Here is a 19,011-nt window from a genome sequence, read left to right as displayed (position 1 = left end):
GTTCTAAATCAGTTCATTGATGGACGGAGCGTGCAAGCAGCAATAGCTGTAATCTACTACAGCTTTTTGGTCGGCGGCCCTGGTAATGCCGCCTGATACAGCCACACCATAAAGACCGGCGTCCATCAGTTGGGTAATATCTTCGGGCAGCACACCACCGATGGCGATCAAAGGAACTGTCATGTTTGCGGCACGCATTTGCCGGGCAATTGTTTTCAGGCCTTCTAAACCCAAAATGGGGCTTAAATTTTCTTTGGTTGTGGTAAACCGGTAAGGGCCGCAGCCTATATAATTTACGCCCTCGGCTACCCTTTGCTGAACGTGCTCAAAAGTATTTGCGGTGCCTCCAATGATCATTCGGTTACCGACGATCTGCCTGGCCTGAGCAACGGACATATCCTGCAAACCCAGGTGCACACCATAAGCACCGGCTTTCAGCGCTATCTCCGGATGATCATTAACGATGAGTTTTGCGTTATATTGATTGCACAGTTTATTGGCCCCGATGGCGTATTTCAGTATCACATCAGCGGGTTGGTGTTTGACCCGGAGCTGCACCCATTTGCAACCAGCCTCCAATGCCTGGGCAATGGCGCTCAGGTGCGACCCGTTTTCGGGCTGTTGTGAGATATAGTGTAGTTTATCGATCATGAATTAAATAGTTCGGTTGCTTTTTTAATTTTTACAAAATTGGAAACAGCTTGCTGCGGATGGTTCCAGATAGCCCCTAAAACAGCCGCTCCGTCAAAGTTCATATCATTAACCTGATGAAGATTTGATTCATTGATCCCACCTAAGGCTATCACTTTTGGCCCGGGTATGTTTTTATCCAAACAAAAGCCGCCGGGCAAGGTGCCGTGATAACCAGGCTTGGATATACTGTCGAATACCGGGCTATAAAAAACATAATCAAAAACGGTTAAGGATGACAGGTCCGACAGCTGATGTATGGAGGTACTCAATGTGTAATCATTATGAGCCTGGCTACTTAGTTTTAGTTTATCTGCTTTCGTCCTGCCTTTTTCGGTATAATGCAAATATTTCATCCCGAAAGTCTTCGCCAGTTGATGATGTTGATGAGAGGCTATGGCATGATGATGTGACTGATTTACCTGCGCAAGCAGTTCAGTACACCGGCCAATATCCCAATCCGGCTTACGCAAATGAAAACGCCTTAAACCGGCATCAAACAACCGGTTAATGATTTGCGCCTCATTTGCCACTGTGCCGGGATCGGATATCACCACCAGTTCCATTATAAATAGATCTCGCTGCCCTTTTCTGTAAACTCTTTTGATTTTTGCTCCATGCCCTTTGTTAGTGCATCCTGTGTATCAACACCGTTTTCCCTGGCATAATCCCTCACATCCTGTGTGATCTTCATCGAACAGAAATTAGGGCCGCACATGGAACAGAAATGTGCAATCTTGGCGCCGTCGGCAGGCAGGGTTTCGTCATGAAACTCCCTTGCCGTATCCGGGTCGAGCGATAGGTTAAACTGGTCGTCCCAGCGAAACTCGAAGCGGGCCTTACTTAAAGCATTATCACGGTATTGCGCACCCGGATGGCCCTTGGCCAGATCAGCGGCATGAGCTGCAATTTTATAAGTAATTACGCCGTCTTTAACGTCTTTTTTGTTTGGGAGGCCTAAATGCTCTTTAGGCGTTACATAACAAAGCATAGCGGTACCAAACCAGCCTATCATGGCTGCGCCGATAGCCGAGGTGATATGATCATATCCTGGCGCGATATCCGTAGTTAGCGGGCCCAATGTATAGAACGGGGCCTCGCCGCAATGTGCCAGTTGCTTATCCATATTCTGTTTGATCAGGTGCATTGGGATGTGCCCGGGACCCTCGATAATGGTTTGCACATCGTGCTTCCAGGCAATTTTGGTCAGTTCGCCCAAGGTTTCCAGTTCACCAAATTGTGCCGCATCGTTGGCATCAGCAATACAGCCCGGCCTTAAACCATCACCCAAAGAAAAGGCAACATCATAAGCTTTCATGATCTCACAAATCTCCTCAAAATGGGTATACAGGAAATTCTCTTTGTGATGGGCTAAACACCATTTTGCCATAATTGAACCACCACGCGATACGATGCCGGTAACGCGTTTAGCAGTAAGCGGTACATAGCGCAGCAATACCCCGGCGTGAATAGTAAAATAATCAACACCCTGTTCAGCTTGTTCGATTAATGTGTCCCTGAAAAGTTCCCAGGTAAGGTCTTCGGCTTTGCCGTTCACCTTTTCAAGGGCCTGGTAGATAGGCACGGTACCGATAGGCACCGGTGAATTCCGGATGATCCACTCGCGGGTTTCGTGGATGTTTTTGCCGGTTGAAAGATCCATGATCGTATCCGCGCCCCAACGGCAGGCCCATACAGCCTTCTCCACCTCTTCTTCGATACTTGAGGTAACGGCGGAGTTACCGATGTTGGCGTTGATCTTTACCAAAAAGTTGCGCCCGATAATCATCGGTTCACTTTCGGGGTGATTGATATTGGAAGGGATTACTGCGCGGCCACAAGCCACCTCCTGACGTACAAACTCCGGCGTAATGTAACCTTTAGGGGTATTAGCGCCAAAACTTTGACCGGGGTGCTGATGAGCCATAACCTCATACTGCCCGTTTAGTTGCTCTTTCAGCAAATCTATGCGCTGGTTCTCGCGTATGGCGATGTATTCAATTTCGGGCGTTATAATTCCCTTTTTTGCATAGTGCATCTGCGATACGTTCATTCCGGGCCTGGCCCGGTAAGGTTTGTTGATATGGGCAAACCTTAATGTATCCAATTTCTGATCATCGGCACGCAGCTTCCCGTAATCGGAAGAAATTTCTGTCAATTGCTCCACATCGCCCCGGCCAACAATCCATTGCTCGCGCAAACGCGGCAGGCCCTGTTTAACATTTATCTCAATATCAGGATCGGTATAGGGACCGCTGGTATCATAAACGGTAACAGGGCTATTGGGCTCGGTTTCGCCAAACCGCCCATGCAGTTTGGTGTCGCCGAGATTGATCTCACGCATGGCTACGGCAATGTCATGGAGTTGCCCTTTAACATATACTTTACTTGAGCCGGGGAAAGGGGTCCGGCTGATTACCTGCTCGCTTGGAGTTGTTTCAGTTTTCATTAAATGTTGTGTTTTATCCGCCCTGTGTTGCTTTGATGATGGTGAGGTTGTCGCCCGGGATTAAAAAATGGCTTGCCCAGTTGCCTTTGACAATAATTTCCTGGTTAATGGCAATCGCTATCCCTTTAGTTGATGGAATAAAGACAATATCAAGCATTTGCTGTAGTGAGCAAATCTCTGGTACAGAATAATTTTGTTGATTTACGGTTATTTCCATCCTGTTTATTATAAAAACGATAGGAATGGACCCGTAGGAGGATTGGTAAACAACAAAGAGTGTCGTTCTACTTTTCCCTTCGGCAGTACTAACTGCATCAGGTTCAAAGGGTATTTCTCAGCACAAGGCACCCCTAAAGTTTACGCAAATGTATAAAAAGTTTTGACTATTGAAACAGAATAACTATCAGATTGTGAAAAGAATTTAAACGGCCTATCCTTTATCACTGGAAGAGGGGCAAAAAGAGAGTCGTTTTAAACCAGACATCCCTTTGAATGAAAAGAGGGGGGTAGTTTAAAAATCCATCTTTCTCCAATGAATGTCCATTGGTAGTTTTTATCCGGCGACGTAACTTCAACACACCAACTATTCCGGAAGATAAATGAATTCCTTTTATTCAAAAAACTTCCGGGGTTCAGGTAAAAACCACTATATTGACTTACCACCATTCTTTGAATTATCAGCCAATAAATTATGAATATCAAACATCGCCAGTTTACCGAACACGTAAAGTGAATGAGTGAGCTGACTTTATATATTAGATTAACAGCGAGTTATGGAATTTAAAAAACCGAACAGAAATGGATTTTTCCAGTCAGTTCCAAGGAACCGCCGATTGCTGCAAATGAGGGTAATCAATTTGATTATGCTGTAGACATACATTACCTTTTTAAGCACATCCCTACTCGTGAAATTTTATTTGATAAGAGGGCAAATATCCTCAATATAACTGCCTATGCTTTTGCCATTGAAGAGAACCTGGAATGGTATGGCGATACGCTTAATCATTTCACCAATTTGATTGATATCGGCAAATTGATATGCCGGCGATTAATTATTATTATAGGTGATCTCGGTGTTGGCAGGCCCATCGCTTAATGGAAGCCAATCATGTTTACGGCGAGAAACTGGTTATGACAGCGAGTTGATTTTTTGATGACTGACCAGCTAACTTAATAGTGGAGATCATTTAACCAAAGTTGTGTGAAATTTAATTTAGGGGAATGGTTTCAACCGGGATATCCCAATGGGCTACTACCAGTTCAAAACGCGCTTGTTCGGCCTTTTTATAAGCTTCCTGATCAGGGTAAAGCTGCTTTTTTAAAGGATCAACTATGCTATAATCTAAAGCAAGGTGCTCCGTTTTAAATGTTAAAATTACCTTAAAGTCCCAGCGGGTGTCCTCACCACTATGCAGAACCGGTGCTTCGGCTTTAATATTCAGGATATCGCCTTTTTCCTGTAGCTTTTTGAGTAAGGGGTAATGGTTCTTTTTCCAAAGGGCAATAAACTCATCGGCATGGCCCCATTTTATTTTATAGTAATTTTCAATGGTGAGCGGTTTTGCGTCCTGCGCTTGCGCAATTAATCCGGTTACCATTATGAATAATATGATCAGGCCTTTTTTCATCAGAGAATAAGTTTAGACGAATGTTTACAAATAAATATAAATTATTCGACTAAATCTATGTTCTGTAACAAATTAAATATATAGTCTATAGATTTGGTAGTTTATTTTTTAATTTTTATGTTTGTCGCCGTACTAATAAAAAACAAGGGTGATGAACACTTCTTTTACTAAACAAACAGTACTTCCTGAACAAATAAAACGAATGCACGCTTCTCCAAAAGCATGTATGTGCAGTTGTTGTAAATAACGCTATCTATTCGTGAAATTGATTATAGCAGGTTAACAAACCGGCCCTGCATCGCTATGAAAAAATGTGATTTGAATTTTAAGGTACTTTAATACAGCTTATGAACTAAAATTTATACCCCTGATTAAGAAAATAACCGGCAAGGAAGCCTTGCCGGTGTGGCAATGACAAACCGGCTACGTAACGCCAATCACTCCGCCGGTTTGCATCTGAGCTAAACTAAACGCATTGAACATTTATTTTAACCTCGTTAAATATGGAAATATTTATCCGTAAAAACACAACTGTACTTTCCAAATATCTTTTCCTGCTGCTGTTCTTCTTACCCTTTGCAGCAGTGGCCCAGCAGGAGCCGCCTGCAACCGTTAATTCAATTTTAAAAGGACGTGTATTTGATGCTGCCACCCGGGATGTGCTCCCGGGTGCGGTAGTATCAATTAAAGGTACTACGCACGCTGTATCAACCAATGCCGAAGGCCGTTTTGATTTTGTTACCGGCCAAAAATTTCCTTATACATTAATCATTCGTTTTATAGGCTATGATCAGCAGGAAATTGTTGTGAATGGAAGCCCTGTTGAAATTTACCTGAAACCTATACCTCAACAGCTTAATGATGTGGTGGTTGTAGGCTACGGTACCAAAACCCGTAAAGACCTCATCAGCTCGGTAGCAACCATAAAGGCCGATGAAGTAAAGAAAACTCCGGTTGCCAGTTTTGATGCCCAGTTACAAGGCAAAGCATCAGGTGTGCAGATCAACTCCAATACAGGTGTGCCGGGCGATGGCATCTTTATCCGTGTACGTGGTACCACATCCATTAATGCCAGTAACGATCCGCTTTACATAGTTGATGGTGTATTTTTGAATAACACCAGTTTGCAAACTGTTAGCACCGGCGGAAGGGCAACATCGCCAATTGCCGATATCAATCCTGATGATATCGAGAATATTGAAGTATTAAAAGATGCCAGCGCCACAGCTATTTATGGTTCACGTGGTGCCAATGGCGTGGTTATCGTTACTACCAAACGTGGTAATTACAATACACGGCCCAAGATCAATTTCAACGTTTCGCAGGGATTGGCATGGCAGCCTAAAGACAAGCTTTGGAAGCTAACCACCGGCCCCCAGCATGCCGAGATCGTAAACGAATTTTATCGCAATTCTGAAGCTGACGCAATTGCGGCCGGTAATACAGCAGGTATCAATACTTATAGAAATGTACCGTTCCGCGCGGCTGATGATAATCCTACTGCTACGCCGGCACCACGCGGCTTACCATCCCAACAAAACACCTATGACCGTTTGAACGAACTGTTCCGCACTGGTAACCTGGCTAACTATGATCTTTCTTTAGAAGGTGGTTCAAAAGATACCAAGTACTATATAGGGGCGGGTTACACTAAACAGCAGGCTGATATCAAACCAATCGACTTTAGCCGCCTCGGTTTTAAAGTAAACCTCGATCAACGGATCAGTGATAGGGTACAGGTGGGTACAAGCAACAGTGTTTCGCGCTCGTACCGTAACCAGGCCCGTTCGGGTGATGGTCCGGCGGGAGGTTTGTTCCAATCGGCATTGCATACGCCAACTTATCTGCCCGAAACCAATCCTGATGGTACGCCTGCCCGGTATGCCGGTTTTGATAACCTGCAGGTGTTGTTGAATAACTACGATGTAAACACCACAAGCTTACGTTACATAGGCAACGTATATGCCGATGTCGAGATATTGAAAGGATTGAAGTTCCGTTCAAGCTGGAGTGTTGACTACAATAACTACAACGAATCTGAATACTGGAACGATAAAACACAGCTGGGTGCATCGCCTACAAACGGCCTTGCAACATCGGCCATAACCCAAAGCAGCGCCTGGATCAACGAGCAAACCTTAACCTATCACCATCTTTTTGGCCAAAAGCATACGTTAGATGTTGTGGCGGGTAATACCCTGCAAAGCAATATCGTACAGCTTACATCGGCACAGGGAACCGGCTTCCCAAATAATGCCTATACTGATATTTCGGCAGCGTCAACCCGTACCGCCAACCAAACCTGGACAAAGGCCAACCTTTCATCATACTTCTCGCGTATTTCATACAACTATGCCAGCAAGTATTACCTGGAAGTAAGTGCCCGCGCCGATGGCTCATCGAAATTTGGTGCTAACAATAAATGGGGATATTTCCCATCGGTAGGTGCTTCATGGCGCGCTAAGGAAGAAAGCTTTTTGAGAGATGTAAATGCTATCAGCGACCTTAAACTACGTGCAAGCTATGGTGTTACCGGTAACCAGGCAGGTATCAACAACTTTGCAGCCCAGGGTTTATGGAGCGGCGGTGCCGGTTATCCTGATAACACAACCGGCGGCGATAAAGCAGGTACAGCTCCGCAGCAATTGGCTAATCCAAACCTGAAATGGGAGCGTACAGCACAAGCCAACGTGGGTTTTGACCTCAGCTTGCTGAACAATCACCTGAATTTATCTGTCGACCTGTATTCGAAACAAACCAGCGATGTGTTGCTGCAATTACCTGTTCCGGAGATTACCGGCTATAGTACTTACTACAGCAACGTAGGTAAAATAAGCAACAAAGGTTACGAGGTAAGTATCAGTTCAAACAACATCAAAACCAAAGATTTTAGCTGGAGCAGCAGTTTCAATATCTCGGGCAATGTTAACAAGATCAAATCGCTGCCGGTGCCTATCAATCAATATAGCCGCGACTGGATCCGTATGCAGCAGGGCTATTCTATGTTCTCATTCTGGATGTATAAACAATTGGGGGTGGATCCGCAAACCGGTAACGCCATATTTGAAGACGTTAATAAAGACGGGGTTATCAATACTTCAGACCGTCAGATAGTTGGTAACGCACTACCTAAATATTTTGGCGGCTTAAGCAATACGATCACCTACAAAGGCTTTGACGCCAGCTTCCTGTTTAGCTTTGAGGAAGGTAATAAAGTGCTTAACCTTAACCGTTTCTTCGGCGAAGGTGGCGGTACCCGTGATGCTAACCGTGTGATATTTGCCAGCCAGTTGAACAGGTGGCAAAAACCGGGCGATATTACCGATGTGCCACGCTTAACTGCTTATGGCAATAACTATACGCTTGAGCAAAACAGCCGCTTCCTGGAAGATGGCTCATTTATCCGCCTCAAATCATTAAGCCTTGGTTATACACTGCCAAAGGCGCTTACCCAGAAAATTGATATTCAATCGCTGCGCATTTATGTGGTGGGTAGTAACCTACTGCTGTTCACGAAATATACAGGCCCCGATCCCGAGGCTAACGTAGGCGGAGGACAGGATGTGCAGGGTATTGACCTGGGTACGCCGCCGCAGCCGCGTTCAGTTCAGTTAGGTGTAAATATTACTTTATAAGGAGGGCAACGATCATGAAATTACTTAAAACTTTAAAATATACAATTCCGGTTCTATCGCTTGTGACGCTGGCTTCCTGCAAAAAGTTCCTGGAAGTACAGCCCAAGGATTCGGTATTCGATTCACAAACCATTGTCGACCGTGCATCTGCCGAAACCGCTGTTCGCGGTATTTACAGAGCCTTGTCTGCCGATAATTACTATGGTGTAAACTTTGTTTCGGTAGGCTATTTATCGGGCGATAATATCCAGTGGACGGGCTCGCAATCCATCGTACAGCAATTTATTGATCATAATGTAAAGGCAGATAATGCTACGGTATCAGGGATCTGGCTGGCTATTTACACTACTATAAATCGCGCAAACTATGTAATATCCAAATTACCAGGCGTTGCCGATGCTACACTGACAACAGCCGAAAGAAACCAACTGTTAGGCGAGGCATATTTCATCAGGGCCTTATGCTACTTTGATCTTGCCCGTACCTGGGGTGGTGTACAGATCGTAACTACGCCAACCATATCGGCTACTGATAAAAATGGCATCAAACGCAGTACCGTTGAGCAAACCTATGCACAGGTATTAAGCGACCTGAACGCTGCCGAACCATTGTTGCCCCTGCCAACCGCACAAAACCCGGTAAGAGCTAATAAAGAAACCGTTTATGCTTTAAAAGCAAGGTACTACCTGTATCAAAAAGACTGGACTAACGCCGAAAACTATGCTACGCTCGTGTTAGGCGATACACAAAATTATTCGCTGTTAAAGCCGTATAGCGCCTGGTTTGCCAATAATGTGGTTGGTACTAAGGAGTCGGTTTTTGAATTGTCATACAGTGCTACTTATACTAACGGTCACCGCGGGCAATGGCAGCCGCCTGCCAACAGCGGTACCCGCCAATGGGCGCCTAACAGCACGTTCTTAGCGCTTGTAAATGACCCTACGATAGGCGGCAACCGCAGCGCTTTGGTTGCCAAAACATCAGCAGGTTTATGGTACGGTAACCTGTACTACCGTAGCCCGGCAACTGACCCGGCTTACATTATCAGGATTGCCGAAGAATACCTGATCCGCGCTGAAGCCCGTGCCCAGCTTAACAAACTTGGCGACGCCCTTACCGACTTAAACACTGTACGTGACCGCGCAGGTTTAACAGCTACTACCGCCGTTTCGCAAGCTGATATTTTACTGGCTATCGAAAACGAACGCCGGATTGAGTTTGCATTGGAAGGCCATCGCTGGTTCGACCTCGTGCGCACCGGCAGGGCAGCTGCGGTATTGGGTGTAACAGACACTAAGAAAAACATATTGCCTATCCCGGTTGATCAGCTGAATGTTGATCCCGCATTAACGCAAAATCCGGGTTATTAACAGGACATAAAGCCGGGTGACTGAGTGGCTAAGTAGAGGTCTGCAAAACCTTGTACGGCAGTTCGAATCTGCCCCCGGCGTCTTCTGAACAATCAATTTAAAAACATAAAACAATGAGCACATTAACCACCAACCAAACCAAATGGAAGGAATACGAAAAGGGGGCTTTTCGGTTCTTCTTCATTTACTTTGTGCTGCAGGCCCTTCCGCTTGATTGGAAGTACTTCGGCAACCTGTTCCGCATTCAATGGGGCAGCCTTAGTTTTGGCGATATTTTTTACATCAGCAGGTATACGCCGCAATTTATATCGGGCAGTAGTACACCCGGCACGTGGGGCATTGGCACCCTTGCCGACTGGGCACTGATAGCCGGTATTGCACTGATCTGGGCGATTATCTGGAGCATTCGCGATAAAAAGAGCGAGAATTACAATAAGCTATATTACTGGCTGCGCGTGATCCTGCGCTATCGTTTGGCTATCGGCATCATAGCCTACGGCTTTATTAAATTCTTCCCGCTGCAATCGCCATTGCCTTCATTAAGTAACCTCAATACATCGTATGGCGATTTTAACCGTTGGAAACTGTTCTCGTTGAGCCTGGGTATAGTGCCGGGTTATGAGTCGTTTTTGGGTTTGGTAGAGATAATTGTCGGAGTGTTATTGCTATTCCGTAAAACAACAACTTTTGGCGCTGTAATTATCCTGGTATTTACCGGCAATGTGTTCATTTCCAATATTGCCTATGACGGCGGCGAGGCCATTTATGCGCTTTATCTCATCAGCATAGCGCTGTTCTTAACTGTTTACGACGCACTGCGCATTTACAACCTGGTTGCTTTACGTAAACCAACAGCGCCCAATACAGTGAAAATTTCATTAAGCGGGCAATGGCGTACATCACGTTTGGTGCTAAAAAGCTTGTTCATTTTCTTTTTCGTGTTCCTGTACGGCTATAAAACTTATGCCGCCTATCACCATGATATTTACCAGTATCCAAAGGCTAAGGGGTTAGCGGGCGTTGCCGGTTTATATAATGTAAGTGACTTTAAAGTTAACAACAAACAACTGCCATATTCGCAAACGGACACTATACGCTGGAACGATGTTGTTTTTGAAAAATGGGCTACCATTAGCATCAGTTCGTTAAAAAGATATAAGGCCGATACCGCTACTACCGAAGAGATCAGCAGCAGGGATAAAGACCGCAGATATGAACTTGACGGCACAACCGGTCGCGCTTATTATAGCTATGTAGCCGATACAGTAAACCAAGTTTTGCTGCTCAAAAACAGAAACAGCAATTACAAGGCCGATCAGTTTACACTCCACTATACCAAACCTGCAAACGGCACTATTATCCTGACAGGCGTTGATCATAACCGCGATTCGATATACGTACAGCTGGACAGGATCAACAAAAAATACCTGTTGCAGGAAGCCGCACAGGGCAGGAGCAAAGCACTTAAACTTTAAGATCTGAACTTTTAAAGATATTTATCATGGCAACAACAGTAATAAATCCGGAAGCAGAGCAAGTTGGCAACGCTGCACCGGAAAGCAAGCCCGGTAAACCGGCCCCTGCAACAGAACCGGCCGTAAAGAAGGAGTGGACAGCAACTCAGTGCGTGGCTTTCCGCATTGCTTTTATCTTTTTTATCATCATGTGTATCCCGGTAACGGGCGAGTGGTGGAATAACCTGGTTACTATCAACTGGTTCCATTTGCATTACCGCGATCTGTATGATATAGCGCGGTTTTCACCAAGCATTTACAAATTTCAAAACCCTGCATATAACCTGTTAGGTTATGTTGATTGGGTTGAAGCGCTTGCTATAGGTATCGTCGGTGGCCTCATCTGGACAGCCCTCGATAGTAAAAACAAGCAATATCATAACCTGTATTACTGGCTGCGCGTGGTGGTGCGGTACAGGGCAGGTATAGGCATAATCGGGTTCGGCTTTACAAAGCTGTTCCCGGTTCAAATGCCTTATCCTTCATTGGGCGTGCTCAACGCGCATTTCGGCGACCTTACCGCACAGAAGATCTACTGGCTTTCGGTTGGTATTGTACCCTGGTACCAGGTATTTGCCGGGGTTGTTGAGCTGGCGGCAGGAACCATGCTGTTCTTCCGCAAAACCACCACTTTTGGCGCGATATTATTGCTGGGCGCTTTAGGTGATATTACCTACGTAAACTTTGCTTATGACGGCGGTGTGCATGTTTATGCATCATACTTTGTGCTGTTTTCGGCATTTTTATTATGGTACGATGGTGTGCCGGTTTATAACCTGATCGTTAAAGAACGTTTCACCGTGCCACCGGTTTTGATCCCGGTGTTCACCCAAAAATGGCTTAAAACTACCCGCATTGTTTTAAAAACTGCTACCATCGGTATTTTCCTGGTTTGGTTATTCTATTTGCAATATGTAAACTTTAAATATGATCCGTACAAGCAACCAGGTACCAGCGGCGTAAAACAATTGCGCGGTAACTACAACGTAAGCGAGTTTAAGCTCAACGGGCAGGATATTCCTTATTCACCATTGGATTCTGTTCGTTGGCAGGGGGTAACGTTCGAAAAATGGTCGTCATTGACATTTAACGTTAACAAACCATTAAATCTCGATCTATCCAACGGCGGCGGCTCGCCAATGCGTGATATCAACCGTAATTTCGAGCTTACGGGAGTAGCCGGCGGCAAGCGGGTGTTTTATTACGATGCCGATACCGTAAACAAAGTACTTTATTTACAGGATAAATTGCCCCAGTTCACCAAACGCAAAGGCAAACGCGAAAACCGGGATGGTAACAAAGCAGGCGATAACAAACTTGCCAAGTCGTTTATCCCTGCCGAAGCAAAGGCCAATATCCGCAATGAGGTAACAGCAATTGATCCGGCAGCCCAATCAACCCGCCGTGAGCGTGGTGTGCCCCAGGAGCTGAAAGACAAGCGTAAACGCGCCCATATGGTGCTTAACTACACTGCGGATGCAACAGGATCGCACATTGTGTTGACTGGCAAGGACGACAAGAAAAATGATGTGTATATTGTGCTTGACCGCATAAACCGCCAATATGCGCTTACCGACAGTAAGTTAGTTGCGGGCAAATACTAAAAACAGATACCAATGAAACCGGAAAAACGTGATTATGATGCAGTGATAGTAGGTTCAGGGCCAAACGGCCTTGCGGCAGCCATATTGTTGCAGCAAAACGGGCTTTCGGTTTTATTGCTGGAAGGTAAGGACAAAATAGGCGGCGGCCTACGTACCGAAGAGCTTACCCTGCCGGGCTTTAAACATGACGTTTGTTCGGCAGTTCATCCACTGGCTGCAGGCTCGCCTTTTTTTGAAACGCTGCCCTTGGAACAATTTGGCCTGGAATATATTTATCCGGAAGTAGCGGCCGCCCATCCTTTTGATAACGGAACGGCGGCAGTACTCAAAAAGTCGATCATTGAAACTGCTGATTTGTTGGGTGCCGACAGGGATGCCTACATCAAACTGATGGCGCATTTAGTGAAATCATGGCCGGGTTTGGCACCTGATGTATTGGGGCCGCTTACCTTTCCTAAGCACCCGGTTGATCTGGCCATTTTTGGTCTGGATGCTTTAACCTCGTCAACCCATTTAGCTAAACGCTTCAAAACCGAAGAGGCCAAAGGGCTTTTGGCGGGTATGGCTGCACATAGCATTCAGCCTTTAACCAATCTGACAACATCAGCTATTGCTTTGGTGCTGATGGCTAACGGCCATTTAAAGGGCTGGCCGGTGCCTAAAGGCGGATCGGTAAAAATAGCGGATGCACTGGCTTCCTATTTTACATCAATAGGGGGTAAGATTGAAACCAGTACTTACATTACCTCTTTTGATCAGCTGCCATCAGCAAAGGCGGTTTTGTTTGATGTTACGCCAAAGCAGTTATTGCAAATTGCCGGGCATAAATTTTCATCGCTGTACAAATGGCAGTTGGAACGTTACCGCTACGGAATGGGCGTGTTTAAGGTAGATTGGGCGCTTGACGGTGTCGTGCCATTTAAGGCCGAAGGCGCAAGACAAGCCGGAACGGTTCACATTGGCGGTACACTAAAAGAAATTGCCGCAGGTGAACAGGAGATCTGGGAAGGTTTGCATCCCGAAAAGCCGTTTGTATTGCTGGCCCAGCAAAGCCTTTTTGATAGTACACGCGCACCCGAAGGTAAGCACACCGCATGGGCCTATTGCCATGTGCCTAACGGATCAAATAAAGACATGACCGACATTATCGAGAAACAAGTGGAGCGTTTTGCCCCCGGCTTCCGTGAACGCATCATCGGCAGGCATACTTTCAATACCCGGCAATTGGAAAACTATAACCCTAATTACATCGGTGGGGATATTAACGGTGGGGTTATCGATATCGGTCAGCTGTTTACCCGGCCGGTTTTGAGGCGTTCGCCTTATCGTACGTCGGCAAATGGAATCTATATCTGTTCATCATCCACTCCGCCGGGAGGAGGGGTGCATGGCATGTGCGGTTACCATTCGGCCAAACGGGCTTTAAAAGATGTATTTAACATCAGCATAAAATCATAACATATTATCACATTATAAAAACTAAAATTTATGTCAACCACCACTACTAAACTAACCCTGCACGAAGACTGGGCAGTAGTTATTTTAGGTTCATTGATCATTATCCTTTCATTAGCGGGCCTGCTTTTACCCGTGCCAAGTTTCGGCTGGAAGGACAGCGCGGAGCTAACCGGTAAAGTACTCGGTTCAGCCAATTTAATTAAAGTGCTTATCCAGTTTGGTTTTGTTATTATTATTGGCGGGATAGGCGCGCTCATCACCGGTAAATCCATCAAAAATTATACTCTGGGGTTCCCGCTGGTATACATTATTACAATCATTGCTTTAATACTTGCAGGAAGCAGCCAGGCTAAATCACTTAATCTTGAAGCCGTGATCTTCAGCCTTGTTTTGGGCTTATTGATCAGTAATTTCATCAAATTGCCCGAGTGGCTTAAATCGTCCCTTTCAACCGAGTTGTTTGTTAAAATAGGCCTGGTGCTTTTAGGTACAAGCGTTATTTTTGGTGATATCTTGAAGGCGGGCTCACTGGGCCTGATCCAGGCGCTATTGGTAGTAACCTCGGTTTGGTATTTTGCGTTCTGGATTTGCAAAAAGCTCAAGGTTGATGACGAGATAGCCATGATGATCTCAAGTGCGGTATCCATTTGCGGGGTATCGGCTGCTATCGCCACAGCAGGTGCCATCAAGGGCGATTCAAAAAAGCTTTCGTATGTGATTTCGATGGTGTTGATCACCGCCATCCCGATGATGATCTTCATGCCTATCATCGCCCATAAATTCCATTTTTCGCAGGAAGTTACCGGCGCATGGCTGGGCGGTAGTATTGATACTACCGGCGCGGTTGTGGCTTCAGGCTCGTTAGTAGGCGAAGTTGCCCTGAAGATCAGTACCATCGTGAAGTTTTCGCAAAATGTGCTGCTTGGTTTGGCTGCATTTGCTATCTCCATTTACTGGACATATACCAAACATCCATCGGCTCAGGATAAAGATACCAAACCAACGCTTAAAGTGATCTGGGAGCGTTTTCCCAAATTTGTGCTCGGTTTTATCGGGGCTTCACTGTTGTTCTCTTTCTTCCTGTCGCCGGCTGCAGCTGCAACGGTTAAGGATAGCCTGAAGAATTTGCAGGGGCTTTGGTTTGCACTGGCTTTTACCAGTATCGGATTGGAAACCAATTTTGCCGACTTGTTTAACGAAAACAGCAAAAAGCCATTATACGCATTCCTGATAGCACAAACTTTCAATATTTTCATCACGCTGGCTATAGCGTTTATACTGTTTTAACAGGTTATTACCATGTTCAAAAAATTCAAAGTAAGGCGGAGCCATGTCCTCATTTTTGCGGGGATCATCATTATTGGGGTGATGATTTGGCTTTGGCCTGCTTTTTTGTCGGGCCGGGAAAAATGGCCTCAAAGCTTTGGATACGGAAAAACGGCCACAAAAGAAGAGATTGCCGCCCTCGATATTGATGTACGGCCGGATGGTAAAGGTTTACCGGCCGGAAGCGGCAATGCCGAATTGGGCGAGGTGATCTACACAAATAAATGCGCATCATGCCACGGTGCCGATGGTAAAGAGATAAAAGGTGTTAAACTGCCGGGGCCGCCATTGGTTACCGGGAAAAGCAAAGCTAAAACCATAGGCAATTATTGGCCCTACGCCACCACTTTATTTGATTATATCCGCCGGGCTATGCCTTACAACGCGCCCGGCTCATTAACCAATGATGAGGTTTATAGTTTATCGGCCTGGTTACTAAGCGCCAATAAAGTGATTAAACCCGGTGAGGTTATGAATGCACAAACGCTGCCCAAAGTGGTGATGCCGGCACAAAAGCTATTTATTGTTGATGACCGCAAAGGCGGCCCGGAAGTAAAATAATATGGAACAGCAACAGGATAAACCGGTTAAAATTACCCAAAGAAAAATCAGTCGCCGTACTTTATTGGGCGGGGCTTTGGCGGCGGCTATTATCCCGGTAACGTCCGCATTTGCCAAATATGTACAGGTGGGCGTACCGCTGGTTTCCGATCCAACTAAACAACCCGGTCCGTTGCCGGGTACGCTGGGGAAACGGTCGTTGTTTGAAAACCCTGTTAAAAAACCCTCGGATATCTCTTCCCGGACCCCTTTGCAGGGCATGTATAGTACCATTACGCCTTCCGATCTGCATTTTGAGCGGCACCATGCCGGCATCCCAACCCTCGATCCAAACAAATATGAACTGCTGATCCATGGCATGGTTGAGCGTCCAATGAAGTTTAGCCTGCATGACCTTAAACGTTTTCCATCAGTAACCCGCACCTGCTTTATTGAATGCGCGGGCAATTTCCGTACAGGTAAAGAGGAAATGACGGTACAGGATATCCTCGGCCTCACCAGCCAAAGCGAGTGGACGGGTGTGATGCTTTCAACCCTGTTTCGTGAATTGGGTGTTGACCCCAAAGCAACCTGGTTTTTAGCCGAAGGAGGCGATGCCGCCGTACTTACCCGAAGTATCCCCATGCACAAAGCCTGGGATGACGCCATGATCGTATACGCTCAAAACGGCGAGGCTATCCGCCCGGAGCAGGGTTATCCTGCCCGTTTGTTGCTGCCCGGATGGGAAGGAAACACCAATGTAAAATGGATAAGGCGGATAGAAATCTCCGACGCGCCTTATTTTACCCGCGAAGAAACTTCAAAATATACCTATCCGGTTAAGGATAAGATCAGGATGTTCAGCTTTGAGATGGATGCCAGGTCTATCATTACTTATCCATCCTTCCCCCAAAAAATTGAGCGTGGCTGGATCGAGATCCGGGGAATAGCCTGGAGCGGCAGGGGAAAAGTGGTAAAGGTTGAAGTAAGCACCGATGCCGGCAAAAGCTGGAACGAGGCGAGGCTGCAAGGCCCTGTGCTGGAAAAAGCGCATACCTATTTTCGTCACCTATGGCAATGGAATGGCTCTGAAACGGAGATTTTAAGCCGTGTTACCGACCAAACAGGATATACCCAACCAACCCTGAAACAATTAATTGATGCCCGTGGAAAGGATATAGGCGGTTACCATATGAACCCGGTAACAGCATGGCGGGTTAAACGCGACGGTAGTGTAGCATTTAAACCGGAGAGCTATAAATAGTTGTTCCTAAATTCCGTAGACTTATGCAGGGGTGGAAATCGGAGATTGCCGATCTTTCAGAAGATTTGCCAGCTAAGATAAATGAACAGACTGTTTTTAATGCCTGAATTTGTTTGGCCTCTGACAATATTTGAACGAGCTATTCTGAACCAGCGACATTCAATTTGAAAAGGGTGCTCAAATATGGCCTTGCATTTAAAGAAGAAGGGGTTAGAACAGTTTGGTTTAATTTGCATTTTGGTCATAACTATAAGATATTGAATAGAAAAAGATTGCCCGAAACCGAATAATCTCTTGAGGGTTTTTCTAAAATTCCATTCGGCGGAGATAGGGAGCCGGATTGAACACCTTTGGAAGATCTGATTTCTATGGATTGTTATTGCAATAACCGATAGGCAATTGATCTGGCAGCTATCACAGCACCTTCCATATAACCTGAATGGATCTTAGCCGTCTCGGTTCCGCAGAAATACAATTTGCCGCCCAAATATGGTGAGTGTAGTGCAGGATGGCCATTATTTTGATGAGGCCGGCCAATAGCTGAGTGGCCATTCAATATGAATTCATCAGTCCAAGCTTTGTCCAGGTAAGTGGCGGGTTGCAGGATTTCCGGTCCAAATAGTTCGCTCAGCTGTTTTAATACCAGTTCTCTGCGTACTTCCTGGCTGTATCCGGCAGCAGCGCTGTTCAAAAATCCGGTAAACCCGAATTTATCTTCTTCGAGGTTGGTGTGATCATACATTTCCATTACGATCCCCGCATGGCTATATAGCATCCCCGAATAACCCGCCTGACGCCAAAACGGCTTACTATATTCCAGCGTGAATTTAACCGAACCGGCCATCCAGGTTTGTACAGCAGGTAATATTTCACTCACAACTTCCGGTAAATCCGGAACGAAATCAATCGTCGCTGATACTTGCGGCGAAAGGCAGATAATTGCACAATCAGCTCCATAAATATTACCGTCAGCTGTGTTTATTTTCAGGCCGTCAGCTATCTCGTAAATACCAGTTACTTTTTTATTTAAGTGAACCTGATCGCTGTTCAGTTGCTGAGCAAGTTTTTCGATCAGCAATTGTGTACCACCGGCAATCCTGTAGGATGGCTGGTCTGCCGCGGGTACGTAAAATTTTTGAGGAGGCTCAAATGACTTCGTCTGAAAAAGACTGATACCCTCTGAAAACTGAGGGTATTTGATCAATCCCAGGTCACCAATCAGTTCCAGCAAATTAACGTGCAGATCAGAAAACCAGGTGGCTCCAATTTCTAAAGGGGTGCCCAAAGCCCCGGTAATAGTTTGAATACGGCCACCAAGTCTGGGCGAGGCCTCCAAAATTGTTGCCTCAAGCCCTTTTTTTAACAGTAACCAAGCAAGAGTAAGGCCGCTTAAACCTCCGCCTATAATTATGATTCTTTCCGCAGATTTCATTAGGCGAAAATCCTGATTGTAGAATCGTGATTTAGTGTAGATGTCGGAAAATTTATGGTAAGAATCAGCAAATGGCATCTTAATGTCTGTAATTACAAACC

14 protein-coding genes, 1 tRNA gene and 1 riboswitch are annotated in these 19,011 nt (G+C 45.7%); of the genes, 9 read left to right on the top strand and 6 right to left on the bottom strand.

Features of this window, described 5'->3' with window-relative positions; genetic code table 11:
- Positions 1–3: 3 nt before the first annotated feature.
- The 5 genes from SNE26_RS09650 to SNE26_RS09630 form a co-directional block, all read right to left on the bottom strand.
- On the bottom strand, positions 4–651 hold the full coding sequence (locus SNE26_RS09650) for a thiamine phosphate synthase (RefSeq protein ID WP_321559150.1): 648 nt from the start codon (positions 649–651) through the stop codon (positions 4–6).
- Positions 648–1,256, bottom strand: a complete 609-nt coding sequence (locus tag SNE26_RS09645) for a thiamine phosphate synthase (protein WP_321559149.1) — start codon at positions 1,254–1,256, stop codon at positions 648–650. Before SNE26_RS09645 ends, SNE26_RS09650 begins: the two co-directional genes overlap by 4 nt.
- Entirely contained in the window at positions 1,256–3,139 is a 1,884-nt protein-coding gene (thiC, locus tag SNE26_RS09640) for a phosphomethylpyrimidine synthase ThiC (protein WP_321559148.1), read from the bottom strand. Before thiC ends, SNE26_RS09645 begins: the two co-directional genes overlap by 1 nt.
- Before the next feature lie 13 nt (positions 3,140–3,152).
- Positions 3,153–3,356, bottom strand: coding sequence for a sulfur carrier protein ThiS (gene thiS, locus SNE26_RS09635; protein ID WP_321559147.1), 204 nt, complete (start codon positions 3,354–3,356; stop codon positions 3,153–3,155).
- 57 nt (positions 3,357–3,413) lie between these two features.
- A riboswitch (TPP riboswitch) is annotated at positions 3,414–3,501 on the bottom strand.
- Positions 3,502–4,347: 846 nt separating this feature from the next.
- Positions 4,348–4,767 (bottom strand): hypothetical protein, encoded by a 420-nt coding sequence (locus SNE26_RS09630; RefSeq protein WP_321559146.1) that lies wholly within the window; start codon positions 4,765–4,767, stop codon positions 4,348–4,350.
- A 503-nt stretch (positions 4,768–5,270) separates the two neighbouring features.
- Here SNE26_RS09630 and SNE26_RS09625 point away from each other — a divergent pair.
- From SNE26_RS09625 to soxC, 9 genes are all read left to right on the top strand, one after another.
- Positions 5,271–8,402: a TonB-dependent receptor gene (locus SNE26_RS09625; RefSeq protein WP_321559145.1), complete on the top strand. Its 3,132-nt coding sequence runs from the start codon at positions 5,271–5,273 to the stop codon at positions 8,400–8,402.
- Between the two features lie 14 nt (positions 8,403–8,416).
- Positions 8,417–9,772 (top strand): RagB/SusD family nutrient uptake outer membrane protein, encoded by a 1,356-nt coding sequence (locus SNE26_RS09620; RefSeq protein WP_321559144.1) that lies wholly within the window; start codon positions 8,417–8,419, stop codon positions 9,770–9,772.
- Between the two features lie 10 nt (positions 9,773–9,782).
- Positions 9,783–9,853, top strand: a tRNA-Cys gene (locus tag SNE26_RS09615).
- Positions 9,854–9,885: 32 nt separating this feature from the next.
- Positions 9,886–11,247 carry a DoxX family protein gene (locus SNE26_RS09610; RefSeq protein ID WP_321559143.1) on the top strand — a complete coding sequence of 454 codons (1,362 nt, stop codon included), beginning with the start codon at positions 9,886–9,888 and terminating at the stop codon, positions 11,245–11,247.
- A gap of 26 nt (positions 11,248–11,273) precedes the next feature.
- Positions 11,274–12,890 (top strand): hypothetical protein, encoded by a 1,617-nt coding sequence (locus SNE26_RS09605; protein ID WP_321559142.1) that lies wholly within the window; start codon positions 11,274–11,276, stop codon positions 12,888–12,890.
- A gap of 12 nt (positions 12,891–12,902) precedes the next feature.
- The gene (locus SNE26_RS09600) at positions 12,903–14,348 is read left to right on the top strand and encodes an NAD(P)/FAD-dependent oxidoreductase (RefSeq protein ID WP_321559141.1); all 1,446 of its coding nucleotides are present in this window, start codon (positions 12,903–12,905) and stop codon (positions 14,346–14,348) included.
- A 30-nt stretch (positions 14,349–14,378) separates the two neighbouring features.
- Positions 14,379–15,635, top strand: a complete 1,257-nt coding sequence (locus SNE26_RS09595; protein ID WP_321559140.1) for a putative sulfate exporter family transporter — start codon at positions 14,379–14,381, stop codon at positions 15,633–15,635.
- A gap of 12 nt (positions 15,636–15,647) precedes the next feature.
- Entirely contained in the window at positions 15,648–16,235 is a 588-nt protein-coding gene (locus tag SNE26_RS09590) for a c-type cytochrome (protein ID WP_321559139.1), read from the top strand.
- Between the two features lies 1 nt (position 16,236).
- Positions 16,237–17,478: a sulfite dehydrogenase gene (gene soxC / locus SNE26_RS09585; protein WP_321559138.1), complete on the top strand. Its 1,242-nt coding sequence runs from the start codon at positions 16,237–16,239 to the stop codon at positions 17,476–17,478.
- A 376-nt stretch (positions 17,479–17,854) separates the two neighbouring features.
- Here soxC and SNE26_RS09580 read toward each other — a convergent pair whose 3' ends face one another.
- On the bottom strand, positions 17,855–18,988 hold the full coding sequence (locus tag SNE26_RS09580) for a flavin monoamine oxidase family protein (protein WP_373695592.1): 1,134 nt from the start codon (positions 18,986–18,988) through the stop codon (positions 17,855–17,857).
- Positions 18,989–19,011 lie beyond the last annotated feature (23 nt).

The sequence above is a fragment of the Mucilaginibacter sp. cycad4 genome, assembly GCF_034263275.1.
Classification (GTDB): Bacteria; Bacteroidota; Bacteroidia; order Sphingobacteriales; family Sphingobacteriaceae; genus Mucilaginibacter.
The sequence above is the reverse complement of the archived record's forward strand: the minus strand, read 5'-3'. Positions and strand labels throughout refer to the sequence as shown.